21 protein-coding genes are annotated in these 23,078 nt (G+C 68.9%); 12 read left to right on the top strand and 9 right to left on the bottom strand.

Going from position 1 to position 23,078, the window contains the following annotated elements:
* Nucleotides 1-111: 111 nt before the first annotated feature.
* From qcrB to ctaE, 4 genes are read right to left on the bottom strand one after another with little or no spacing between them, the layout of a single operon-like run.
* Nucleotides 112-1,866, bottom strand: coding sequence for a cytochrome bc1 complex cytochrome b subunit (gene qcrB, locus NF556_RS08425; RefSeq protein WP_252595193.1), 1,755 nt, complete (start codon nt 1,864-1,866; stop codon nt 112-114).
* Nucleotides 1,866-2,936 (bottom strand): cytochrome bc1 complex Rieske iron-sulfur subunit, encoded by a 1,071-nt coding sequence (gene qcrA / locus NF556_RS08430; protein WP_252595194.1) that lies wholly within the window; start codon nt 2,934-2,936, stop codon nt 1,866-1,868. Before qcrA ends, qcrB begins: the two co-directional genes overlap by 1 nt.
* Nucleotides 2,937-2,940: 4 nt before the next feature.
* Nucleotides 2,941-3,750, bottom strand: coding sequence for a cytochrome bc1 complex diheme cytochrome c subunit (gene qcrC / locus NF556_RS08435; protein ID WP_252595195.1), 810 nt, complete (start codon nt 3,748-3,750; stop codon nt 2,941-2,943).
* A gap of 49 nt (nt 3,751-3,799) precedes the next feature.
* Nucleotides 3,800-4,453 (bottom strand): aa3-type cytochrome oxidase subunit III, encoded by a 654-nt coding sequence (gene ctaE, locus NF556_RS08440; RefSeq protein ID WP_252595753.1) that lies wholly within the window; start codon nt 4,451-4,453, stop codon nt 3,800-3,802.
* A gap of 227 nt (nt 4,454-4,680) precedes the next feature.
* Between ctaE and NF556_RS08445 the strand changes: the two genes are divergently transcribed.
* The 3 genes from NF556_RS08445 to NF556_RS08455 all read left to right on the top strand — a co-directional run bounded on the left by NF556_RS08445 (nt 4,681) and on the right by NF556_RS08455 (nt 7,254).
* Nucleotides 4,681-5,091: a response regulator transcription factor gene (locus NF556_RS08445; protein ID WP_252595196.1), complete on the top strand. Its 411-nt coding sequence runs from the start codon at nt 4,681-4,683 to the stop codon at nt 5,089-5,091.
* The gene (gene trpD, locus NF556_RS08450; protein WP_252595197.1) at nt 5,088-6,152 is read left to right on the top strand and encodes an anthranilate phosphoribosyltransferase; all 1,065 of its coding nucleotides are present in this window, start codon (nt 5,088-5,090) and stop codon (nt 6,150-6,152) included. The genes NF556_RS08445 and trpD overlap by 4 nt, the downstream gene beginning before the upstream one ends.
* A gap of 97 nt (nt 6,153-6,249) precedes the next feature.
* Nucleotides 6,250-7,254 carry an FAD-dependent monooxygenase gene (locus tag NF556_RS08455; RefSeq protein ID WP_252595198.1) on the top strand — a complete coding sequence of 335 codons (1,005 nt, stop codon included), beginning with the start codon at nt 6,250-6,252 and terminating at the stop codon, nt 7,252-7,254.
* A gap of 200 nt (nt 7,255-7,454) precedes the next feature.
* Here the strand turns inward: NF556_RS08455 and NF556_RS08460 are convergent, their stop codons facing one another.
* Together NF556_RS08460 and NF556_RS08465 are read right to left on the bottom strand one after the other, a co-directional pair.
* Complete coding sequence (locus NF556_RS08460) at nt 7,455-7,733, bottom strand: Lrp/AsnC family transcriptional regulator (RefSeq protein WP_252595199.1); 279 nt, start codon at nt 7,731-7,733, stop codon at nt 7,455-7,457.
* Between the two features lie 33 nt (nt 7,734-7,766).
* Complete coding sequence (locus NF556_RS08465; protein ID WP_252595200.1) at nt 7,767-9,536, bottom strand: DEDD exonuclease domain-containing protein; 1,770 nt, start codon at nt 9,534-9,536, stop codon at nt 7,767-7,769.
* Between the two features lie 234 nt (nt 9,537-9,770).
* Between NF556_RS08465 and NF556_RS08470 the strand changes: the two genes are divergently transcribed.
* From NF556_RS08470 to NF556_RS08480, 3 genes are all read left to right on the top strand, one after another.
* Nucleotides 9,771-10,043 carry a hypothetical protein gene (locus NF556_RS08470; RefSeq protein ID WP_252595201.1) on the top strand — a complete coding sequence of 91 codons (273 nt, stop codon included), beginning with the start codon at nt 9,771-9,773 and terminating at the stop codon, nt 10,041-10,043.
* Nucleotides 10,044-10,123: 80 nt separating this feature from the next.
* Nucleotides 10,124-10,933 (top strand): basic secretory family protein, encoded by an 810-nt coding sequence (locus NF556_RS08475; RefSeq protein WP_252595202.1) that lies wholly within the window; start codon nt 10,124-10,126, stop codon nt 10,931-10,933.
* A gap of 228 nt (nt 10,934-11,161) precedes the next feature.
* Nucleotides 11,162-14,431 carry an ExeM/NucH family extracellular endonuclease gene (locus NF556_RS08480; protein WP_252595203.1) on the top strand — a complete coding sequence of 1,090 codons (3,270 nt, stop codon included), beginning with the start codon at nt 11,162-11,164 and terminating at the stop codon, nt 14,429-14,431.
* 187 nt (nt 14,432-14,618) lie between these two features.
* Here the strand turns inward: NF556_RS08480 and NF556_RS08485 are convergent, their stop codons facing one another.
* Nucleotides 14,619-16,406 (bottom strand): AMP-dependent synthetase/ligase, encoded by a 1,788-nt coding sequence (locus NF556_RS08485; RefSeq protein WP_252595204.1) that lies wholly within the window; start codon nt 16,404-16,406, stop codon nt 14,619-14,621.
* Between the two features lie 67 nt (nt 16,407-16,473).
* Here NF556_RS08485 and NF556_RS08490 point away from each other — a divergent pair, with 67 nt between their 5' ends.
* From NF556_RS08490 to NF556_RS08510, 5 genes are read left to right on the top strand one after another with little or no spacing between them, the layout of a single operon-like run.
* Nucleotides 16,474-16,935 carry an SRPBCC family protein gene (locus NF556_RS08490; protein ID WP_252595205.1) on the top strand — a complete coding sequence of 154 codons (462 nt, stop codon included), beginning with the start codon at nt 16,474-16,476 and terminating at the stop codon, nt 16,933-16,935.
* Nucleotides 16,932-17,522, top strand: a complete 591-nt coding sequence (locus NF556_RS08495; protein WP_252595206.1) for a hypothetical protein — start codon at nt 16,932-16,934, stop codon at nt 17,520-17,522. Before NF556_RS08490 ends, NF556_RS08495 begins: the two co-directional genes overlap by 4 nt.
* A complete protein-coding gene (locus NF556_RS08500; RefSeq protein WP_252595207.1) occupies nt 17,519-18,565 on the top strand; it encodes an ROK family glucokinase in 1,047 nt (348 codons plus the stop codon). The genes NF556_RS08495 and NF556_RS08500 overlap by 4 nt, the downstream gene beginning before the upstream one ends.
* 13 nt (nt 18,566-18,578) lie before the next feature.
* Nucleotides 18,579-19,592, top strand: coding sequence for an ROK family glucokinase (locus NF556_RS08505; RefSeq protein WP_252595208.1), 1,014 nt, complete (start codon nt 18,579-18,581; stop codon nt 19,590-19,592).
* Nucleotides 19,589-20,320, top strand: a complete 732-nt coding sequence (locus tag NF556_RS08510) for an endonuclease/exonuclease/phosphatase family protein (protein ID WP_252595209.1) — start codon at nt 19,589-19,591, stop codon at nt 20,318-20,320. The genes NF556_RS08505 and NF556_RS08510 overlap by 4 nt, the downstream gene beginning before the upstream one ends.
* A gap of 121 nt (nt 20,321-20,441) precedes the next feature.
* On the opposite strand, the gene NF556_RS08515 is transcribed toward NF556_RS08510, so the two are convergent.
* Nucleotides 20,442-21,179 carry a hypothetical protein gene (locus NF556_RS08515; protein WP_252595210.1) on the bottom strand — a complete coding sequence of 246 codons (738 nt, stop codon included), beginning with the start codon at nt 21,177-21,179 and terminating at the stop codon, nt 20,442-20,444.
* Nucleotides 21,169-21,936 (bottom strand): alpha/beta hydrolase, encoded by a 768-nt coding sequence (locus NF556_RS08520; protein WP_252595211.1) that lies wholly within the window; start codon nt 21,934-21,936, stop codon nt 21,169-21,171. The genes NF556_RS08515 and NF556_RS08520 overlap by 11 nt, the downstream gene beginning before the upstream one ends.
* Before the next feature lie 65 nt (nt 21,937-22,001).
* Here NF556_RS08520 and NF556_RS08525 point away from each other — a divergent pair, with 65 nt between their 5' ends.
* Nucleotides 22,002-23,054 (top strand): lysophospholipid acyltransferase family protein, encoded by a 1,053-nt coding sequence (locus NF556_RS08525; RefSeq protein WP_425607067.1) that lies wholly within the window; start codon nt 22,002-22,004, stop codon nt 23,052-23,054.
* Nucleotides 23,055-23,078 lie beyond the last annotated feature (24 nt).

Consider the following 23,078-nt stretch of genomic DNA (forward strand, 5'->3'; position numbering starts at 1 on the left):
ACGGTCAGTCTCTGCGTCAGCCTGTGCGCCTGTGCACGCAGCCACAAACGACCGATGGTCGTGATGCCAGTGGCATCACGACCATCGGGACCGTGCGTGGGGACGAGCGCGTCAGTGGCGGTCGTCCGAGCGCAGACTCGCGTGCTCGTCGGTGTGCGACTCCTCGAGGGCCTCTGCGTGGCCGCCGGGCAGTGCCTCCGCCTCGCCGTGGTGGTGGGCCGCAGCGAGCTCCGACGGGGTGACGGGGTCGATCCGGTCCTTGAAGTAGAACTCCGACAGGGCTCGGCGCGCCTTGTAGGCGATGCCACGGGGGCGGTCCACGCCGTACTCGTCGGTGTCCGATCCCTCGGTGAGCGAGAGCGGATGCATTGCCTCGTGCTGCACCAGGTGCCAGCGGTCGTGCTCGTTGAGGTCCTCGTGCACCTCGTAGAAGCGACCCTCTGCCGTCCGCATGATGCGGCCGGACTCGGTGCCGTGCAGCACCAGGTCCCGGTCGGCGCGCTGCAGGGACAGGCACAGTCGTTTGGTGACCATGAACACGACGACCGGAGCCACGAAGAACAGGATCCGGAGGGCCACCGTGATGTCGTTGATCGAGAGGAACAACTTGACCGCGATGATGTCGTTGACCGTGGCCAGGGCCAGCACGAGATACATCGAGATGCCCGCGGCACCGATGGCCGTGCGGACTGGCGCGTTGCGCGGGCGGTCCAGCAGGTGGTGCTCCCGCTTGTCGCCGGTGACCCACTGCTCCACGAACGGATAGGCGCCCAGGATCACCCAGACCAGTGGCAGCAGGACGAGCGAGCCAAGGAAGATCTGGGGGCTGAAGGTGAAGCCCCAGAGCGTGAACTCCAAGAAGCCAGGCAACAGTCGTAGTGCTCCATCGGAGAACCACATATAGAAGTCAGGCTGTGAACCTGCGGTGACCTGGGCCGGGTCATACGGCCCATAGGCCCAGACCGCGTTGATCGTCACGGTGGCCGAGATCAACGCCGTGATGCCGAAGACGACGAAGAAGAAGCCACCGGCCTTGGCGGTGTAGACCGGCAGGAGCGGGAAGCCGACCACGTTGGTGTTGGTGCGGCCCGGGCCGGGGTACTGGGTGTGCTTCTGCCAGAACACCAGGAAGATGTGCACGGCGAACAGTCCGACCAGGATCGCCGGCAGCAGCAACACGTGCGCGATATAGAGGCGGGGGATGATCGCCTCGCCCGGGAACTCGCCACCGAAGACGAAGAACGTCAGGTAGGTGCCGATCACGGGGGCCGATGACATGAAGCCGTTCATCGCGCGGATGCCGGTGCCCGAGAGCAGGTCGTCCGGCAGGGAGTAACCAGCGAAGCCCTCGATGCAGGCCAGCAGCGACAGCACGGTGCCGATGACCCAGTTGAGCTCGCGCGGCTTGCGGAACGCGCCGGTGAAGAAGACGCGGGCCACGTGCAGCGCGATGCCCACGATGAACAGCAGAGCCGCCCAGTGGTGCAGCTGGCGGATCAGCAGACCGCCCTTGATGTCAAAGGAGATGTCGAGTGTCGAGGCATAGGCCTCGCTCATCCCAACGCCCTTCAGCGGCACGTAGGAGCCGTCGTAGATGACGTGGCCCATGCTGGGCACGAACCAGAAGGTGAGGAAGGTCCCGGTGATCAGGCAGATGATCATCGAATACATCGCGATCTCGCCCAACAGGAAGGACCAGTGGTCCGGGAAGACCTTCCGCATCAGGCCGCCCATGCCCCTGCCAACGCCGAGGCGCTCATCGGCCCACACCAGGGGCGGGGGCAGGGAAGGTTTGGTGTCGTCGCTCGAGGTCTCGGTCGTGGACCGATCGCGGACGGAGCTAGCGCCCTGCGGAATCGTCGTCATCAGCCACGCTCCCAGTAGCTCGGGCCAATCGGCTCGGCGAAGCCGTCAGCCGCAACAAGGTAACCATTCTCCACCATGATCGGCAGCTGCGGCAGGGGCCGCTTCGCCGGGCCGAAAATGACCTCGCAGTCGTTGGTCATGTCGAAGGTTGACTGGTGGCACGGGCAGAGCAGGTGGTGCGTCTGCCGCTCATAGAGCGCCACGGGGCACCCGACGTGGGTGCAGATCTTGGAGTAGGCGACGATGCCATCGACGCCCCAGTCGAGCTGCTTCTGGCTCTGGATGTCACCGGGGTTGAGCTTGACCAGCAGGACCGAGGCCGTGGCCTTGGCCTCCATGATCTCCAGCGCGCTCGGGCCGTCCTCTTCGTGGTTGTCACCGACAAACCCCTCGGGCATCACGTGCACCACGGTGCCCTGCGTCAGGTGTTCCGGGCGGATCGGGGTGCCGGACGGGTCAATCATCAGCTTCATGCCGCGCTTCCACACGGTCGACTCGAGCGTGTCACCGGGCAACGGGCCCAGACCGAAGATGGTCGGCAGCGCCACCGGGATCGCAAAGAGTGCCAGGGCCCCGCCGGTCAGGGCCAGCAGGACCGGGCGACGGTCCAGCTGGGCCTCGCGGAAGCCGGCGGACAGGACGCCCGCAGTCTCATCGCGCGAGGCCTGGTCAGAGGCCATCAAGTGGCGCTCCTCAGCGATCTCCGTGTCGGGCATCAGGGTCTTGGCCCAGTGGATCGCGCCCAGACCGATGCCCAGCAGGGACACGGCCATCGTCAGCCCGAGGATCAGGTGATAGAGGTTCATCGGCCCGATGAGGATCAGGCGACCGCGCAGGTTGGGGTCCACCACGAAGTAGCAGACGGCGAAGGCGATGCTGGCCAGCACCGACAGGGTGAACAGGGCCGACACCTGGTGCTCGGCGCGCTTGGCGGCCTTCGCATCGACGTCGGAGCGACGCGGGCGGTGCGGGGGGAGTCCGGGGTTGTCGAACCGGTCGATTGTGTCGGTGCCGCCGGTGGTCGCCGGCGTCGCGTGCGGCTCGGGCACCGCGATCTGGTCGTCACTCATGTGCTCAGGCAGCCTTTCGTCCGAGCCAGATCGCCACCGCGATCAATAGGCCGATACCGATGGTCCAGATGAACAGGGCATCACCGGCCGGGCCCATGGAGCCCAGGGTGTGACCACCGAAGTCGTTGCCGCCCTCCTCGATGTTCTTGACGAAGGCGATGACGTCTTCCTTCTCCTGCGGCGTGATGGTGTGGTCGTTGAAGACCGGCATCGACTGCGGGCCGGTGAGCATGGCCTCGTAGATGTGCTTGGACTCGACACCCATCAGCGAGGGGGCGTACTTGCCGCGGGTCAGCGCGCCACCCTGAGCGGAGGAGTTGTGGCACATCGCGCAGTTGGTGCGGAAGATCTTGCCACCGTTGGCGATGTCGGCGTTGACCAGGTCGATGTACTGCGCGTCCGGCACCGAGGGGCCCGGGCCCAGGGAGTCAATGAAGATGCCGAGCTGCTCGATCTCCTTGTCGGTGAAGACCTTCGGCTTTTCCGGCGCCTGGACGGCAGGGTTAGCCATCGGCATACGGCCGGTGCCGACCTGGAAGTCGACCGCTGCCGAGCCGACGCCGACGAGGGACGGACCGGCGGTGTTGATGCCCTTCTTGCCCTCGGCGTTGGTGCCGTGACAGCTGGCGCAGTTGGCGAGGAAGAGCTTCTTGCCCTCCTCAGCGTCGTCACTGGCCGTTGCGGAGGCCGCGGTGGCGTCCGGGGAGGTGGAGGGCTGCAGGGCCGCGTAGGCGGTGCCGGTGAAGGTCAGGCCCAGGAAGAGCAGAACGATCAGGGCGATCGGGCTGCGTCGGGATGCGGCAAGCTTGCTCACGCGGCGCTCCTCGGTCGGGGGTGGGTCAGGGGATGTGGCTGGCGGGCGGTCATTGGAGGACGTAGATGATGAAGAACAGGGCGACCCACACGACATCAACGAAGTGCCAGTAGTAGGACACCACGTGGGCGCCGACCTTCTGGGCGTGCGTGTAGCGCTTGGCGGTGAAACTGCGGCCGATGATCAGCAGGAAGGCGATCAGGCCACCCGAGACGTGGATGCCGTGGAAGCCGGTGGTGATGTAGAAGACCGAGCCGTAGGGGTCGGAGTTGAGCATGACGCCCTCGCTGATCAGCGTCGCGTATTCCCAGACCTGGACGGCGACGAAGACCGAGCCGAAGAGGTAGGTCAGGACGAACCACTCGCGCATGCCCCACTTGCGGAAGTCGAGCAGACCACCGGACCGGGAGACCTTGCCCTCCTCGGCGCGGAACACACCAAACTGGCACCACGCGGAGGAGATGACCAGGATCAGGGTGTTGGTCAGCGCGAAGGGCACGTTGAGCAGGGCAGTCTTCTCGTCCCACAGCTCGGTGGAGACGGCGCGGATTGTGAAGTACATCGCGAACAGGCCCGCAAAGAACATGATCTCGCTGCCCAGCCACACCATCACGCCGACCTGGGTCATGTTGGGTCGGGTCGCTGGTCCCTGGGTCGCCTCCAGGGGACGCCCTGGTGCGCCTGATGTTGCTGCTGTTGTCATCGCCACGCGGGCCATTATTGCCTACCCGGGGGGCAGAGGGACAGTGACCCTCCGTTCGGGCGTGCCCCGCAGCACCCGAAGGGTGGTTGTGCCGTATGCGGAGTGGTCCCGCAGGTGCACCGGCCCCACCCTGAGTGGGCGGCTCAGCGCGGGCTTCGAGGGTGCCTCGGGGCACGTCGTGCCACCGGTTCACGAGGTGGGGCGCAGAGATGGGTACGATTCGACTCATGACCGTCCAGACCGAGGCCAAGTCCGCCGTCACCGGCATCTCCGTCCTGCTCTACAGCGACGACCGCGCCACGCGCGACGCGGTGCGCATGGGCGTCGGTCGACGCCCGGCCGAGGGTGTGACCGTCGAGTCCTGGCACGAGTGTGCAACCTCCGACGCCGTCATGTTGGCGCTGAAGGAGGAGAAGTTCGACGTCCTGATCCTGGATGGCGAGGCCCAGCCGTATGGCGGTCTCGGGGTGTGCCGCCAGATCAAGAACGAGGTCTTCGACTGTCCGCCGATCATGGTGCTCATCGGTCGCCCCGGCGACGGGTGGCTCGCGGCCTGGTCGCAGGCCGACGCCGTCGTCTCCCACCCGCTGCGCCCGGCCGAGCTGGCCGAGGGCCTCGCGGGTCTCGTCCGCCCGTGAGTGAGGAGCCGACCACGACCTGGTCGGACCTGCTGACCACGCTGTGCTCCGGCGGTGACCTGAGCACGCAGGAGGCTGCCTGGGCGATGGACCGGGTCATGCTCGGTGAGGCCTCTCCCGCGCGGCTGGCTGCCTTCCTGGCCGCGCTGCGCACCAAGGGCGAGACCGCCGACGAGATGCAGGGCCTGGCGGACATGATGCTCTCGCACGCCCTGCGCTTCGAGGTCACGGGACCCAGCCTGGACATCGTCGGCACCGGCGGCGACCGGGCCCACACCGTGAACATCTCCACGATGTCCGCCGTGGTGGCCGCCGGAGCCGGCGTGCCGGTCGTCAAGCACGGCAACCGCGCCGCCTCGTCATCGTCCGGGTCTGCGGACGTCCTCGAGGCACTCGGGATCCGGCTGGACGCCACGCCCGAGCAGGTCGTGCGGGTCTTCCACGAGGTCGGGATCACGTTCTGCTTCGCGCTGACCTTCCACCCCTCCTTCCGGCACTCCGCCGTGGTGCGCAAGGACCTGGGGATCGCGACGGCCTTCAACTTCCTGGGGCCGCTGACCAACCCGGCGCAGCCGCGCTATGCCGCCGTCGGCGTGGCCGATGCCCGGATGGCGCCGCTGGTGGCCGGGGTCTTCGCCGGCCGCGGCAAGGACGCGGCCATCTTCCGTGGTGATGACGGTCTGGACGAGCTGACCACCTCCGGCACCTCGCACGTCTGGTGGGTCCACGACGGCACGGTCCGCGAGTTCACGCTGTCTCCCGAGATGGTCGGTCTGAGCCCTCACCCGGTGTCCGAACTGCGCGGCGCTGACGCCGAGCACAACGCGGGAGTGGCCCGTCGCCTGTTTGACGGCGAGCAGGGTGCCGCACGGGTGGCGGTGCTGCTCAACGCCGGCACTGCCCTGGCGGTGGCTGCGGCCGACACGGACGCTCAGCACCCGCAGACCCAGGAAGAGTTCGAGGCCCTCATCGGCTCCGGGGTCGCACGGGCAACGGACTCGATCGATGCTGGGAAGGCCGCGGCGGTCATCGACCGTTGGGTTGCGGCAACGGGTTCGTAAAGATTCGCACTCGTTGCGGCCAGACGCTGGCCATGGTTGGCCCTCAGGTGCGCGCTGAGCTGCTCCCAGGCCCACACGCCGTGCCACGGTGGACCCTGTGAGCACGAGCACGCGGGTCTCGATCGTCGGCGGTGGGATCGCGGGGCTCGCCCTGGCCGCCGCGCTCGACCCGGCACGCTTCGCGGTCACCATCCACGAGGCTGAGCCCGACCGGGCTGCCTCGGGCAGCGCCCTGACGCTCTGGCCGGCGGCGACCCGAGCACTCCGGCGCATCGGTGCTGGGGAGGTGGTGGATCGGCATACGGCCTCCGTGGCGGGCGGCACGATCCGGGACCTGCGCACTGGCCGTCGTCTCCTGCCCTCCGCCAGCGCGCGGCTGACGATCGTGCCCAGGCCCGAGCTGCTCGCCGCGCTGGAGGCCTGCCTGCCGTCGACCGTTCGTCGCGAGCAGGCGCTGATCAGTGACCCGAGCGCGCTCGACGCCGACATCGTTGTGGGGGCCGACGGTGTGCGCAGCCGGGTGCGTGCTCTGGTGCGGCGCAGTCGTCCCGAGCGGACGCCCACGGGCTATCTGGCGCTGCGGGGGCTCTCGGAGCAGCCCCCGGACACTGGCGACGTGGGGGAGTACTGGGGCCGCGGCCGACTCTTCGGGCTGGTGCCGCTGCAGTCCGGTGCCTACTGGTTCACCACGCACCGCAGCACCCTCGGGCCGGAGCCGATCAACCCACGGGAGGCGCTGGCGGAGGTGCGGGATGTCTTCTCCGGCGTCGCCGCACCGGTGCAGCAGGTCCTGGCCGGCGCGCGGGCAGAGCGCGTCGTGGTCACCAAGCTCTGGGTGGCGCCCGGCATGGGGCGCTATGCCAGGGGCCGCTATGTGCTGATCGGGGACGCCGCGCACGCCATGACACCCAACCTCGGGCGCGGCGCCGGCGACGCGATCATCGACGCCGTCAGCCTGGCCCCTGTCCTGGGGTCACGGTTCGGCCTGGCGCGCTGGCAGGCCCGCCGGCTGCCGTTTACGCAGGGCGCACGCGTGGCCTCGGGCTGCGTGATGAACCTCGCGCTCAGCGGCCAACCCCAGCGGATGCTCGGACGCGCCTGACCCCCGCAAAAAGATAAAGGTCTCGCACGCCCACCCGGAAAAAGATAAAGGTCTCGCACGCCCTACCCGCAAGAAGATAGAGGTCTCGCACGGTCAGGGGCGCGCTCATCTTGAGGTCGGGCCAGGCCGAGACAGGGACGACCCCGGGGCCAGGCGCGGCGGCCGATGATGTGGTCACATCACGCCCCCGGCGCGTGGAGTCACTCCAGGCCGATGGAGAAGGCAGCCTCAAGGTCCTCGGAGGAGTAGGTGCGGAACGCGATGTGCGTCTCGGTCTCCTGCACACCGTCGATCTTGTTGAGGCGGTCGGCAATGACGTCGGCGAAGTCCTCGTGCTTGGACACGCGGGCCACCGCGATCAGATCGACGTTGCCGGTCACCGAGTAGACCTCGGAGATCCCCTCGATCTCGGCGATGGCCTGGGCGGCCTCGGGTATGCGGGCTACGTCGGCCTTGATCAACACGATGGCGGAAATCACAGCACCACTCTAATGCGGACCGGGCTGCGCCGGTCAGCCGCTCGCCCGCAGGGCACCGGGCGGCCGCTCCAGAGGCTTGACCGACGGCGGCTCACCCCACGGCTCGGAGAACTCGCTCCAGCGGCGCGACATCGGCTCCAACTCGGCGCGGGCACCCCCGGCACCGCCGACGGGGCAGGTCCATTCGCCCTCCATGGTGACCAACCGGGTGCCGGGGGTCTCCAGCCACTTCAGCACCAGCTCTGCCTCCTCCGGGTGGGCGGCGGGCGCCGGGGCGGTCGGCTCAGCCACCACCTCGGCCGTGGCGCGCAGTGCGTCGATGTAGGGCATCGGGTCCGCGCCCCGCGGGGTGATTGTCGTCCCGGCCAGCCGGCCGTAACGAACACAGACGACCTCCCACCCGCCAGACTCGCGGCGCTGAGCCGCGACGATCTCGGGCGCCTGCGACAGCGGTGCCAGACGTTGCGCCCGTGCAGACGCGCGGACCAGGGCAAGCATCCGGTCACGCAGCGAGGTGGCGTCCTCGAAGCGCTCCTGCTCGGCCAGGGTGTCCAACCGGGCGCGCAGCGCACTGAGCACGTCCCGACCATCTCCGATCAGGGCCGTGGCCGCCTGACCGGCGACCTCGGCATACTCCTGGCTTGTCTGCTCACCGATGCAGGGACCGCCGCACCGACCCATCTCGAAGAGCACACAGGCGCTCTTGCGGGACCGCTCAGACAGGGCCTGCGTGCACTGCCGCAGCGGCACCACCTCGTGGACCGCGGTGACAGCAGCCTCGGCACTCTTGCGGGACCCGAACGGGCCGGCATAGTGCGCACCGTCGCCGCGCACCTGACGCACGATCGACAGCCGCGGGAAGGGCTCGACCGTCAACTTGACCCACAGGGCCTTCTCCGGGTGCCGGGATCGACGGTTGTAGCGCGGTTTGTGCTCGGCGATCAGCCGCAGCTCGCGCACCTGCGCCTCGAGGCGGGTCGCGCACACAATCGGGGTGATCGACTCGGCGATGCCCACCATCTCGGCCATCCGCCGTCGGGTCTCCGAGGCCGTGAAATAGGTGCGGGTGCGCCGCCGGATGTCGACGGCTGTGCCGACATAGAGCGGCTCGCCACGGTGATCCTTGAAGACGTAGACCCCTGGGGCAGAGGGCATCTCGTCGGCCAGGAAGCGCTTGCGGCGCTGCGCCGGGGTCACCCTGCTGTGATAGCTCTGCAGCTCCTCAAGGGTGTGCACCCCGAGGTTGCCGACCCGCTCGATCAACCCGTGCAGCACGTCCACCGTGGCCCGCGCGTCGTGCAGGGCCCGGTGATCGGGGGTGGTTGTCGCGCTGAACAGGGCCGCCAGGCTGGACAGCTTGTGGTTGGGTGCCTCGTCGCGGTGCACCAGCTGGCGAGCCAGTCGCACCGTGTCCAGCACCGCAAACCCCGGCCACCGGTGGCCGGTCTGGGCCGCGGCCGCCTTGAGGAAACCGACGTCGAAGCCAGCGTTGTGGGCGACCAGGACCGAGCCGCGCGCAAACTCCAGGAAGGCCGGCAGGGCCGACGCGATGCGGGGCGCGTCGGACACCATCGCGTTGGTGATGCCGGTCAGCACCGAGATGAAGGCCGGGATCGGCGTGCTCGGGCGCACCAGCGTCTGGAACTCGCCGAGGATCTCACCGCCGCGCACCTTGACGGCGCCGATCTCGGTGATGCCGCAGTCGGCGGGGGAGCCGCCCGTCGTCTCGAGGTCGACGACCACGAACGTCACATCCGACAGGGCGACCCCCAGGTCGTCGAATGTCTCTTGCACCATCTGCATGCACCGAACGTATGACCGACCACTGACACAGCGCCGCAGACATCCCGGGCACGGGGGTTCTGACCCCAGAATCGAGCTCGTGGATCCCGGGCGTGTCGTCGGATCGAGAGCGAGCGTGTGACGCCTGGGACGGGTGGGGCTTATGAGGTTCGGAAGTCACGTGTCGGGGGGTCTGTCAGTCCTCGCCCCTAGCGTTTTTGCACATCAGGAGAAATCCAGACGGAGGTGAGAGCGATGAGCTTGACCATTGACTGCGAGTCGTGCCCGGTCCGCGGGCGGCACTGCGGCGACTGTTTCGTGCCGGTGCTGGCCAGGGCGTGGCTGGAGGAGCCGAGACCACGACGTCTCGAGCTCGCGGAGGAGCCACGAGAGCGTGCGGCCACGATGTCGCTGGACTTTGAGGAGACCGAGGCTGTTGAGGCGTTCGCGCGGGCCGGGCTGATCAGCCGGGTCGAAGCGCACGGCGCACGCGCCCAGAGCACGACGCCCAGCGTGGCGGTGGGCTGAGACGGGCCGTATGCCGAGGTGCACCTCGGCAGCACCGGTGCACCACCCCCTTTCTCACCCGACACCTCTAACCTGACGCGGTGAGGACGACGAGGGCTCGGGGCCGCGGTGCGGTGCTGGCTGTGCTGTCGGTCCTGGTCCTGGCTGGCTGCGGTGGGGCAGAGATCCAGGTCAGCGGGACCGCGCCGGGCGAGCGCATCGAGGCCTACGAGGCGATGGCCGGGGTCGCGCTGGGTCAGGTCGAGGATCTCTGGGGTGAGGACGCTGTCGCCCGGCCAGTCGAGGTGGTCCTGCCCGGCTCGGCCGCGGAGTTCGCCGAGCTGACCGGAGGAGCTCCCGCGAGCCAGGAGGCGCCCGCCGTGACCGTGGGCAGCCTCGACGAGGCGCATGTCGTCGTCCATCCCGACTCCTGGGACCGGTTGACTCCAGAGGGACGGCAGGCGGTCCTCACGCACGAGGTGACGCACCTGAGCATGCAAGGTGACGGGGGAGTGCCGGGCTGGCTGGGCGAAGGACTGGCCGAATACACCGCCCACCGGACCTCGGACCTGGCGCCCGCCGCGATCGCCGGGTCAGCCCTGGACCCTGTGCGGGCTGGCCAGGTGCCGACCGACTGGCCAGACCTGGGGTCTGCACCGGTTGCGCCAGGTCCCGTCGGTGCCGCGGGTGACGGAGCAGACGAGCCGGCGGAGGGCAGCACGTGGGGCGGCTATGCCCTGGCGTGGCTGGCCTGTCTCTATCTGGCCGACACCTGGTCGGAGGAGCAGCTTGTCGAGCTCTATGAGGTGGTCGCCGGCGGCAGCACGCTGACGGATGCGGTGCCACAGGTGCTTGGCGTGTCCGAGGCTGAGGCCCTCGCAGGCTGGGGCGAGTGGCTCACCACACTCTGAGCATCCTGATCTTCTGCCCCTGCCACCCGCTGACCGGCACGCGTCCTGGCGGGGTGCGCCTCCGCATACGGCCAGTGGTGTTGGCCGATTGGTTCACCTTCCCGGCAGATGTCGTTCACAGACTGCTTGGCCGAAAGCCTTCCGCGGCGACCCTGGGCGCTCTAGGCTCAGCGCCACCTCCCGCGCCAGTCGCGGGCTCACCCTGTCCCGAACGAAGGTGTTCATCTCATGCATGCACGCGTGACACGGCGGCGCACAGCCGCCGTCGGCGCTGCGTCCCTGGTCCTGTCCGGACTTGCTGGCGCTGCCGCTCTGCCAACTGTTGCCGCCCCCGAGGTTGCCCCCGCGGTCTCGGCCGCGGCGGCTGATGACCTGATCATCAGCGAGTACATCGAGGGCTCGAGCAACAACAAGGCCCTGGAGTTCTACAACGGCACGGGTGCCGAGGTGGCGCTCGACGGCTACACCGTGGAGACGTACTCCAACGGTTCGGACTCCGCCGGCTTAACGCTCTCGCTCGACGGCGCCTTGGTCGACGGGGACACCTACGTCCTGGCGCACAGCGCCGCCGACCCGGCGATCCTGGCGCAGGCCGACCAGACCAGCGGTGCCGGATTCTTCAACGGCGACGACGCCATCGTGCTGCGTGACGGCGCGGGCGCGGTCGTCGACTCCCTCGGTCAGGTCGGCGTCGACCCCGGCTCACAGTGGGGCAGTGGGGACGTGAGCACGGCGGACAACACCCTGCGCCGTCTGGCCGACATCTGCACCGGCGACACCACGCCGGACGATGCCTTCGACCCTGCGCTCGAGTGGGCCGGCTTCCCGGAGGACACCTTCGACGGGCTCGGCAGCCACACCGTGGACTGCGGCGCGGTCGAGCCAGCAAGCCCGGTGATCAACGAGTTCTCGATCAGCACAACCGGCACCGACCTGGAGTTCTACGAGGTTATCGGTGCTCCGGAGACCGACTACTCCGACCTGTCGATCCTGCAGGTCGAGGGTGACGGCAAATCCAACTCGCGTGGCTCTGTCATCACGGTTGACGCGGTCGGCAGCACCGACGACGCCGGCCTCTGGTCGCTCGACCTGCCGGCCAACCGCGTCCAGAATGGCACGCTGACGCTCCTGCTGGTCTCCGGCTACACCGGCACCGCCAGCACGGTCATTGACACCGACCAGGACGGGGTCATCGACAACGCGCCCTGGACCGAGATTGTCGACTCGGTCGCCATCCTGGACGGCAACGTCGACGACGTGATCTATTCCGAGACTGCTCTGACCGACGGTTATGACGGCGAAGAGTTCGTGCCGGGAGCAGCGTCACGCATCCCGGACGGGACGGACACCGACACGACCGCTGACTGGGTGCGCAACGACTTCAACAAGGCCGGCTTCCCCGGCTTTGACGGCCCGCCCGCGCCGGGGCAGGCGTGGAACACCCCGGGTGCCCCCAACGAGGTCTACGAGGCCGAGGAGCCGCCGCCCGGCGGCACGTGCGGCGACCCGGTGACCGCGATCGGTGCGGTCCAGGGCTCTGGCGACGAGACTCCGATGCTCAACGAGACCGTTGACATCGAGGGCATCGTCGTGGGCGACTTCCAGGACGGCGGCTTTGACGGCTACTACGTGCAGGACGCTGGCGACGGGGACCCCGCGACCTCCGACGGCGTCTTCGTCTACGCCCCGGGCGGTGCTGCAGTCGAGGTTGGTGACAGCGTGCGCGTGACCGGCACGGCCGGTGAGCACTTTGGCATGACCCAGGTGAGCGCCTCTGCGGTCACGATCTGCGCCACTGACGGCGAGGTGCCCGACCCGATCGTGTTGGAGCTGCCGATCAGTGACCACGAGCGCTACGAGGGCATGTATGTCACCTTCCCCGAGGACCTGACCATCCTGGAGTACTTCAACTATGGCCGCTATGGCCAGATCGCCCTCGGCACCGAGCGTCAGTTCCAGCCCACTGCTGTCCACGCACCCGGCTCGCCGGAGGCGGAGGCGCTGTTGGCGGAGAACCTCGCGAACCGGATCATGCTGGACGACGGACGCGGCAACCAGAACCCCGACCCGGCGATCCACCCCAACGGCGAGGAGTTCACGCTGGACAACATCTTCCGCGGCGGTGACCTGGTGACCAACGCGACCGGTGTTCTGGACTACCGGTTCGACGTGTGGGGTCTGCAGCCGACGCAGGGTGCTGACTACACCGCCGTGACACCGCGTCCGGAGGTTCCGGAGGTGGGCGGCGACGTCACAGTGGGGTCGTTCAACGTGCTGAACTACTTCACCACGATGGGCAGCCGCGGAGCGGACGACCTGGTGGAGTTTGACCGGCAGGAGGCCAAGATCGTGGCCGCCCTCGCCGAGATGGACGCCGACGTGGTGGGCCTGATCGAGATCGAGAACAACAACGACGTCGCGGTTTCGACGCTGACCGAGGCGCTCAACGCCGAGGTCGGCGCCGGGACCTACGAGTATGTTGCGACCGGCACGATCGGCACCGACGAGATCACCACGGCCTTCATCTATCAGCCCGCTGAGGTGACCCCGGTCGGTGACTTTGCGACACTCACGACCGAGGACGACCCGCGCTTCCTGGACGGCAAGAACCGCCCGACCCTCGCGCAGACCTTCGAGGAGGTCGCGACGGGTGAGGCGGTCACGGTGGCGGTGAACCACCTGAAGTCCAAGGGGTCAGGCTGTGAGGACGTCGGTGACCCGGAGGACCCGGACGGTCAGGGCAACTGCAACGGCGTGCGCACCCAGGCGGCCGAGGCGATGGTGGACTGGCTGGCTCAGGACCCCACCGGCACCGGCGTGGACAACACGCTGATCATCGGTGACCTCAACGCCTATGACAAGGAGGACCCGATCGTGGCCCTCCAGGCCGGTGGGTTCACCGACCTGCTGCTGGAGCACGTGGGCGAGTTCGCCTACTCCTACGTCTTCGACGGGCAGCTGGGCTATCTCGACCACGCCCTGGCCAACGAGGCACTGGCGAGCAAGGTCACGGACGCCGCAGCGTGGACCATCAACGCCGACGAGGTTTCCCTCATCGACTACGACATGTCCTTCAAGCAGGACGCTCAGGACGCGCTCTATGCACCCGACGCGTTCCGCTCCAGCGACCACGACCCGGTCCTGATCGGTCTCGACCTGCTGGACGAGCCGGCGGACACCACACCGCCGGAGCTGACGGTCACGGTCGACAGCCCCGAGATCTGGCCGCCGAACAACCGCTGGCGTGACGTGGAGACCACGATCGAGGCCACCGACGACTCGGGTGAGCCGGTGACGGTGACCCTGGTCGGTGCCACGGTCGAGGGCCCGAGCCGGGCGGACATCGAGGTCGTCAGCGACACCGAGTTCCGGGTGCGCGCGGTCAAGAACGCCGTCTACACCATCACCTACGAAGCGACCGACGCCGCGGGCAACAGCACGACCGCGTCAGTCACGGTGCAGGTGCCGCACGACCGAGGCAACAACAAGCACCGCTGAGTCAACACCGCCGCTGGCGGCTCGGACAGGTCAACGCTGACCCAAGACACTGACTGAGCTGCCAGTGGGGTGAGACCGCGTGTAGTGACACGACGTGCAGTGACACGGCGTGCAGTGACACAGAAGGGGCGCAGGTGACCATCCACCTGCGCCCCTTCATCGTGCTTCCGCCCTCAGCGGGGCCTCGTCAGCTGTAGAGCGCCTTGATCTGCGCGGCGTAGTCCTTGACCACCAGGTTGCGCTTCAGCTTCAGGGACGGCGTCAGATAACCGTTGTCCTCGGTGAAGTCGTTCTCCAGCAGGTCGAACTTGCGGATCGACTCGGCCTTGCTCACCGACTCGTTTGCGGAGTTGACAGCCCGCTGGACCGCATCGCGGAGCACGTCGTTCTCACGCAGCTCGGCGAAAGACAGGCCGACCAGGTCGTGCCGCTCCAGCCAGCCTGGCAACACCTCTGGGTCCAGGGTGATGAGGGCCGCCACAAAGGGCTGGCCCTCGCCGACGACGAGCGCCTGGGAGATCAGCGGCGTGGCCCGCAGCTGGTCCTCGAGCGGGCCGGGGGAGACGTTCTTGCCGCCGGCGGTCACCAGGATCTCCTTGGCGCGACCGACGATCTTGATGAAGCCCTGCTCGTCGAGCTCGGCGAGGTCACCGGTGCGGAACCAGCCCTCGTCGTCGTGGGCGGCAGCGGTGGCCTCCGGGTTGTTCAGATAGCCCTGGAAGACGTTGACGCCTCGGACCAGCAGCTCGCCGCGCTCGATCTTGACGCCCACGCCGGGCAGCGGCTGACCGACGGTGCCGATCTTGATGAGCTCTGGGGTGTTCACCGAGATCGGGGCGGTGGTCTCGGTCAGGCCATAGCCCTCCAGGATCGTCACGCCGATCCCGCGGAAGAAGTGGCCCATGCGCTCGCCGAGCGCCGCGCCGCCGCTGACGGCATAGGTGACCTGGCCACCCATCGCGTCGCGGAGCTTCTTGTAGACCAGGGCGTCGAAGAGCTTGTGCTGCGCCTTGAGCAGCAGCCCCGGGCCGCCGGTGTCCTGGGCGCGGCTCCAGCGCTGGGCCACGTCAGCGGCCCGCAGGAAGATGGCGCCCCGACCGCCGTCGATCGCCTTCTGCGCGGCCCCGTTGTAGACCTTCTCGAAGACGCGAGGCACCGCCAGCAGGAAGGTGGGCTGGAAGGACGCCAGGTCGGGCAGCAGGTTCTTGATGTCGGGGGTGTGTCCGAGGCGCATGCCGGCCTGGAGCACGACCACCTGGATGAGGCGGGCAAAGACGTGCGCCAGCGGCAGGAACAGCAAGGTGCTGGCCCCGTCGGCGCGGACCACCTGATCCAGGCGCTCGATGGTGTTCTCGCTCAGGTTGAGGAAGTTGCCGTGGGTCAGCTCGGCACCCTTGGGGCGACCAGTCGTGCCCGAGGTGTAGATGATGGTCGCGAGATCCGAGCGGGTCACCTGTCCGCGACGGTCCTCGATGTCCGTGTCGGGCACGTCGGCACCGGCAGCCACGAGCTCGTCCAGGCCGCCAGCCTCGATCTGCCACACGTCGCGCAGCTCGGGCGCGCCGTCGCGGATGCTAGCGATCAGCTGGCTGTGGGCGGGAGCCTCGACGACGACGGCGACGGCCCCGGAGTCCTGCAGGATCCAGGTTGCCTGCGAGGCGGAGGACGTCTCATAGATCGGGACGGGCACGGCTCCTGCGGTCCACAGCGCGAAGTCGCAGAGGGTCCACTCATAGCGCGTCCGGCTCATCACACCGACCCGGTCACCCACCTGGATGCCTGCGGCGATGAAACCCCTGGCCAGAGCACGCACCTCGCGGGAGAACTCTCCGGCGGTGACGTCACGCCATCCCTCGTCGTGCTGCCGGGAGAGCAGGGGCCGCTGCGGTGCACGCTCGGCCCAGTCCTGCACGATGTCGGACAGGTTGCCCTCCTCACGCGGCGGGATCAACGGTGGGACCTCAAACTCCTGCACGGGGCCTCCTGGCACGCATGGTTGATGGGCATCCCACTCTAACTGCGGCCGGTATACCCTGCGGTGCATGGCCGACCGCACCGAGTCCAGCATCCTGATCCCCGCGCCCCCGCACGAGGTGATCGCCGTGATCTCTGATTTTGAGCACTATCCGGAGTGGGCCGACTTCAAGTCGGTCGAGGTGCTCTCGGAGAATGACGGGGGCTGGGCGCAGGAGGTCGAGTTCAGCATCGAGGCAGGCCTGATCAAGGACACCTACGTCCTGGACTACGACTGGGCGTTCACCGAGAGCGGCGAGGGCCGCGTCTCCTGGGACCTGGTGCGCGCCGGTTCGCTGAAGGCGATGACTGGTGCCTACGACCTGAAGGCGGTCGATCTGGAGGGTGCCCCGGACGGTGTGGGGACCGAGGTCATCTACCAGCTGCAGGTCGATGTCAAGATCCCGATGCTGGGTGCCATGAAGCGCAAGGCCGAGAAGATGATCGTGGACACCGCCCTGAAGTCCCTGTCCGAGAGGGTGGTCCAGTGACCGGGGCCGCTGGGGTGAGTGAGCAGGTCGAGCGCGAGGCCAGACAGTTGGTCGAGGCCGCGACGCGCTGGTTGTCCGCAGTGCCAGACGACTCGGCAGGACCAGGCAACACCGAGTATGCCGCTCGCACAGGTGATCTCGACACCGACGCCGAGGCGTCGGCCGGGTTCGGTGCGGGCGGGGTGAGCGCAGAGGGTCCCCTGGGACAGGAAGATCAGACGCGTGAGGACGAGCACAAGCAGGAGCGCGAACACGCTGAGGAGCACCTGTGTCGTGGGTGCCCGTGGTGCCGCGCCAAGGCGGCGGCCGGGCCGATCGGGGCAGACACCCTGGACTCGCTCGCGCACCTGCTGAGCACCGCAGCCGAGAGCCTGTCGCTGTTTGCCCAGTCCCGGCGTGAGGCGAGCCACGACCCAGGTCCGGAGACCGACCCCGCGCCGCCAGAGGCTGGCGCAGCGCACTCAGCGGCTGATGCTGGCCCAGCCGGTGCCGTCATCGACTGGGACGACGAGGACGAGGACGAGTTGCGCGCAGGTGAGGATGACCAGCCGAAACAGAGCCCGACCAAGGAGCGGAGGGCTCGGTGACAGGTGATGCGGTGACGGTCAACGTCGGGATCGACGTCGGGGGGACGGGGATCAAGGGAGCCGCAGTGGCGCAGGACGGCACCCTGCGTCACCGCAGCGAGCGGCAGACCCCGGCGCAGGACGTCGACGCCATCGCCCAGACCATCGCGGACCTCGTGCGTGAGCTCACCGACAAGTGCCGCGCTGATGGCGATGAGGTGGGTGCCGTGGGGGTGGCCTGCGCAGGCTTCGTGGATGCCGCCGGTGGGACGGTGCTGTTCGCCCCCAACCTGGCCTGGCGTGACGCCCCGCTCAAGGCGCGGCTGGACGAGATCGTCGGCCGACCGATCTTCCTGGAGAACGATGCCAACGCCGCAGCCTGGGGGGAGTTCCGCTTCGGCGGGGCCAGCGAGGCGGACGACATGCTGCTGGTCACCATCGGGACCGGCGTGGGTGGAGGCATCGTCAGCGACGGCGAGCTGTTGCGCGGCTCCGAGGGCATCGCCGCCGAGATCGGACACCTGCGGGTCATGCCCGAGGGCAACCGGTGCGGGTGCGGCAACAGGGGGTGCCTCGAGGCCTATGCGTCGGGCACGGCCCTGGTGCGCGAGGGCCGCGAACTGGTCGGCGGCGGCAGCCCGCACGCCGGGACCCTGAGCGACCTGTGCGACGGCGACCCGGAGCAGTTGACCGGGCACATGATCACGCAGGCAGCCACCGACGGAGACGCCGCCGCGACCGAACTCTTTGCTGATGTCGGGCGCTGGCTCGGCGAGGGCGTGGCCAGTCTGGTGGCCGTCCTGGATCCCGAGCTGATCGTCATCGGCGGTGGTGTCAGCGAGGCCGGGGACCTGCTGCTCGAGCCCACCCGGGCCGCCTTCGGTCGGCAGCTGACCGGGCGCGGCCACCGGCGACAGGCCGAGATCGTCCTGGCTCAACTGGGCAACGACGCCGGCATGATCGGCGCTGCAGACCTGGCCGCACGCCGGGCAGGGGTCACCACGGCGCCCGACGCCCAGCCAACCACCGACCGTCCCGCAGCGGACGCGCCGGCCGGCGACTGACGGCATACGGCTCGTGGTCACTGAGCAAGCCCTGACGATCGGCGTGGATGTCGGCGGCACCAAGGTCGTCGCCGGACTGGTTGATGAGTCGGGATCCGTTGTGGCACAGACCCGTCGGGACACTCCGGGGCGGACGACCCAGCCGTCGGTCGTCGAGGAGGTCATCGTCGACGCGGTGGCCGAGATGCTCGCTGCTGCAACAGGACCCGTCCTCGGGGTCGGGCTGGGGGCGGCCGGATTCGTCTCGGCCGACCGCCGCACCGTCGTCTTCGCTCCTCATCTGGCCTGGCGCGACGAGCCGATCCGCGACCGTCTCGCGCAGCGGCTGGGCCTGCCGGTCGTGCTCGACAACGACGCCAAGGCGGCGGCGTGGGCGGAGTTCCGCTTCGGGGCCGGACGTGACGAGTCGCGGCTGCTGCTGGTGACGCTGGGCACTGGCATCGGCGGCGCCCTGGTGATCGACGGGCGTGTGGAGCGTGGCCGGCACGGACTGGCGGGCGAGTTCGGCCACATGCAGGTCGTCCCCGAGGGTGAGCGCTGCGAGTGCGGCAACCGGGGGTGCTGGGAGCAGTACTCCTCGGGTCGTGCCATGCAGCGCGAGGCCCGGGAGATGCTCGAGCAGGACAGCCCGTATGCCGCGGGGCTGGCGGCCTATTGCGACGGTGACCCCGCGCGGGTCGAGGGGCATCACGTCACGCAGGCGGCGCGGGCCGGTGACGTCGCGGCGCTGGAGCTCATGGGCGACGTGGGGCGGTGGCTCGGGGTGGGCCTGGCCAACCTGGCCGCGGCACTGGACCCGGGCCGGATCGTGGTCGGTGGCGGGGTGAGTGAGGCAGGGGACCTGCTGCTGGAGCCGGCCCGCGAGATGTTCGGGCGCCGGCTGACCGGACGTGGGCACCGCCCGGTTGCCCCGATCCTGGCCGCCGAGCTCGGGCCCCTCGCTGGCATGATCGGTGCCGCTGACCTGGTGCGAGTGGAGGCCGGTCAGCACAGTGAGGCCACGCGGCTGGGGACGGGACGAGGATGAGTTCACGGATCAGGGTCGCCAGCTATAACCTGCGCGGACTGAAGGACGACCCCGCCGCGGCAGCCGAGGTTGTGCGCCGCATCGACCCCGACGTGCTTCTGCTCCAGGAGGTGCCGCGGCACCCGTTCTCTGGCTGGCGCATCGCCCGCTTCGCGCGCAGCTGCGGCCTGCTGTGGTCCGGGCGCACCCGGCGGCTGTCGGGGACCGGCATGCTGACCAGCTCCCGCCTGGAGTCGACGGACTCGGTCGACAAGAAGCTGCCGGTGGCGCCGAGGGCGAACCCGCGCAGCTACACCGCCGCGCAGGTGCGTGTGCCCGGTGGCCAGGACATCACGGTGGCCTCGATCCACCTGTCCCTGCTCGCGGACGAGCGCCTGCGGCACGCGACGCTGGTGCTCGAGGAGCTCGCGGCCAACCCGTTGCTGGCGGACGGTCCGTTCGTGATCGGCGGCGACCTCAACGAGAGCTCGCAGGGCAAGGCGTGGCGGGTGTTGGGGGAGCGGCTCACGCTGGCCTCCCCAGACCGCCCGACCTTCCCGTCGGCCGGTCCGAAGAGTTGGATCGACGCGATCTTCGCCAGCCCCGAGCTGACCGTTTCGTCGCACCAGGACGTGACGCTGGAGCGCGAGCTCGTCTCCGCGGCGACCGACCACCTGCCGGTCTGGATCGACCTCGAGATCGCCCAGGGTGGCGACCCGGCGATCGAGGACACCACCCCCGCCGGTTAGCCAGCCACCGCGCGCTGCGCCCTGCCGCGAGTGCGCTGCGCCCTGCCGCGAGTGCTCACCCTTCGGTGAGTGCGCTCACCGACCCGGGAGGGGCGTTGGGTGCACTCACGAGGTGATGGGGTTAGACCTGTGCTCCGCCGGAGGAGTCGGTGTAGTCCCGGTTCTTGGGCAGGCGCAGGAACAGCAGGACGATGCCGCCGACCGACAGCAGGATGCCGGTCGCTGTCCACCAGCCGCTGTCGAGCACGTGGAACATCGAGCTGAGGACCAGCAGCAGTGGTCCGCCGAGCAGGCCGATGACGATCGCCCACAGGTGCAGGTCACCGGCGGGCAGGGACGGGGTCGGCTGGACGAAGTGCTCCTCCTCGTCCGACTCCTCCCAGCCGCGCCAGGACGGCTCCGGGGGTGCTGGAGGCATCCGCGGAGGCTCGCTCCCGCGGTCAGCCGGCCTGATCGGAGGCTGGCCACCCGCCGGTTGGTCCGGTCCGGGGGTGGAAGGGCCCGGCCGTTGGTCCGGTCGGGGGGTTGGTGGGCCGGACCAGGGCGGGTTGGTGCCGTCGACGGGGCCCGGAGTGTTGCGTCCCGTGCCCGGAGACGATGTGCCCCCAGATGATGTGCCGGGCGCTGACGCATCGGGGCGGCGTGGGCTGCCAGGAGGCCACGGGTTGGGGTTGTCGAAGCCCTCGAGTGGGCGGTTCGCGGAGCGGCGCTGCTGGTTGGCGCGCCGGAGCTGCTCGCGCAGGTGCGCCTTGGTGGCGTCCTGCTCGGCCCGCAGGCCGGAGACGATCTCTTCGAAGCGGGCGTCGATGTCGTCCGCGTCGTCGGGGCGGTCTTCGCGCCCCGGTCCCTCAGTGGCCATGCTCCATCCTGCCCACGAACTGCGTTGTGAGCGCAATCAGCTCCTCGGCGTCGTGGTCCAGCGGGGCCACGTGACCGGAGTCTTCCAACCACCGCACGGTGACGTCCTCGCTGCCGATCGCGCCCAGGAGCGTCTCTGCGGAGACCGGCGGGACGATCCGGTCGTGGCGTGAGCGCACGAGGAGCACGGGCTGGTGGACGTCAGGGAGTTGGCGCACGAGCCGGGGCCACTGCTCGACGAAGGAGTCGAACGCCTTCAGCGGTGTCCACCGATAGGCGAGCTCTCGCGGAGGTCCCGCTCGCCGGATGTCGTCAGCGAGAGCCTGGGCAACCGGGACGAGGGATTTGACGTGCGGAATGACTTTCAGGCGCCAGTCGGTCGCGGCGAAGGCCGGGTTGACCAGCACCAGTGCATCGACCAGCTCGGGGCGTCGCGCAGCGACGTCGCTGAGCAGCGCGCCACCCATGCTGACCCCGAAGCCGACCACCGTCTCGTGCTCGGCGCGCAACGCCTCCAGGGAGGAGACGGTGGCAGCCAGCCAGTCGGCATACCGCGTCGTGGCCATGTCCTGCCAGGTCGTGCCGTGCCCGGGCAGCAGCGGCGAGGAGACGGCAAACCCCTGGTCGGCCAGGTGCTGGGCGACAGGGCGGACCATCTGCGGGGTGGAGGTGATGCCGTGCAGGAGGAGCACCGCGGTGCCGGCGTGCTCGCCGACCCCGGCGGACTGATGGGGATGAGCGCCCTGAAGGATCTGCACAAGTCGATCTTGTCATGACAGACTGCCCCTGCGGTTGTCCGTGTCCCCGGGCGGCGACCACGCCCGTGGCGCTCTGGTGCGACCGGGATGCGAACAAGGAGGTCCTGGTGCTCTATTGGCTGATGAAGAACGTCCTGATCGGCCCTGTCGTCAGGACGCTGTTCAAGCCGTGGGTCGAGGGTGAGGAGCACGTGCCCGAGCACGGGGCGGCGATCTTTGCCAGCAACCACCTGAGCTTTTCGGACTCGATCTTTCTCCCGCTGGTGGTGGACCGGAGGATGACCTTCCCGGCCAAGATGGAGTATTTCACCGGCACCGGGATCAAGGGCTGGATGACCAAGACGTTCCTCACCGGCCTGGGGCAGATCCCGATCGACCGCTCCGGTGGCAGTGCGAGCATGGCCGCGCTCAACTCCGGCCTGCGGGTGTTGAACCGTGGCGAGCTGTTCGGCATCTATCCCGAGGGCACGCGCAGCCCGGACGGCAAGCTCTACAAGGGCAAGACCGGGGTCGCACGGATGGCGCTGGAGGCCAAGGTGCCGGTCATCCCGGTCGCCATGATCAACACCGAGAAGGCCCAGCCCACCGGTCAGGTCATCCCCAACATCGAGCGTGGTCAGGTCGGCGTCCGCTTCGGCAAGCCGCTGGACTTCTCCCGCTATGACGGCATGGAGGACGACCGCACTGTCCTGCGCTCGATCACCGACGAGATCATGTATGAGCTGATGCAGCTCTCGGGTCAGGAGTATGTCGACGACTATGCCGCTTCGGTCAAGGAGCGCATCGCCGCCCGCGCCAAGGCTGCCGTCGAGGGTGCCCGCACGGCCGTGGACAAGGCCGTCGACCAGACCAAGGTGACCGCCGAGCAGGTGCGCCTGCAGGTCGAGGAGCGGGCCGCGACGGCGCGCACGCAGATCGAGGGTCAGCTCGAGACGGCCCGCACCCAGATCGAGCAGGTCGGCGAGCAGTTGCGCTCCCGCCAGGGCAAGGGCGAGGAGGCCGCCGACGATGAGGTGGCAGCCGAGGAGACCACCGCGGACGCGACCACCGACGAGGTGACCGCGACGCCGGAGGCGAGCGACGGCATACAGCAGGACGGCGACGAGCAGCACCGGTGACGATCAGGGCCCTCCGGGCTTCTA

Source organism: Ornithinimicrobium faecis (assembly GCF_023923225.1).
Lineage (GTDB): Bacteria > Actinomycetota > Actinomycetes > Actinomycetales > Dermatophilaceae > Ornithinicoccus > Ornithinicoccus faecis.

Coding starts and splice junctions, on each gene's coding strand:
- qcrB (WP_252595193.1), bottom strand. CDS start 1,866: ATGACGACGATTCCGCAGGGCGCTAGCTCCGTCCGCGATCGGTCCACG.
- NF556_RS08490 (WP_252595205.1), top strand. CDS start 16,474: ATGGCCGACCGCACCGAGTCCAGCATCCTGATCCCCGCGCCCCCGCAC.
- qcrA (WP_252595194.1), bottom strand. CDS start 2,936: ATGAGTGACGACCAGATCGCGGTGCCCGAGCCGCACGCGACGCCGGCG.
- NF556_RS08515 (WP_252595210.1), bottom strand. CDS start 21,179: ATGGCCACTGAGGGACCGGGGCGCGAAGACCGCCCCGACGACGCGGAC.
- ctaE (WP_252595753.1), bottom strand. CDS start 4,453: ATGACAACAGCAGCAACATCAGGCGCACCAGGGCGTCCCCTGGAGGCG.
- NF556_RS08470 (WP_252595201.1), top strand. CDS start 9,771: ATGAGCTTGACCATTGACTGCGAGTCGTGCCCGGTCCGCGGGCGGCAC.
- NF556_RS08465 (WP_252595200.1), bottom strand. CDS start 9,536: ATGCAGATGGTGCAAGAGACATTCGACGACCTGGGGGTCGCCCTGTCG.
- NF556_RS08480 (WP_252595203.1), top strand. CDS start 11,162: ATGCATGCACGCGTGACACGGCGGCGCACAGCCGCCGTCGGCGCTGCG.
- NF556_RS08510 (WP_252595209.1), top strand. CDS start 19,589: ATGAGTTCACGGATCAGGGTCGCCAGCTATAACCTGCGCGGACTGAAG.
- NF556_RS08445 (WP_252595196.1), top strand. CDS start 4,681: ATGACCGTCCAGACCGAGGCCAAGTCCGCCGTCACCGGCATCTCCGTC.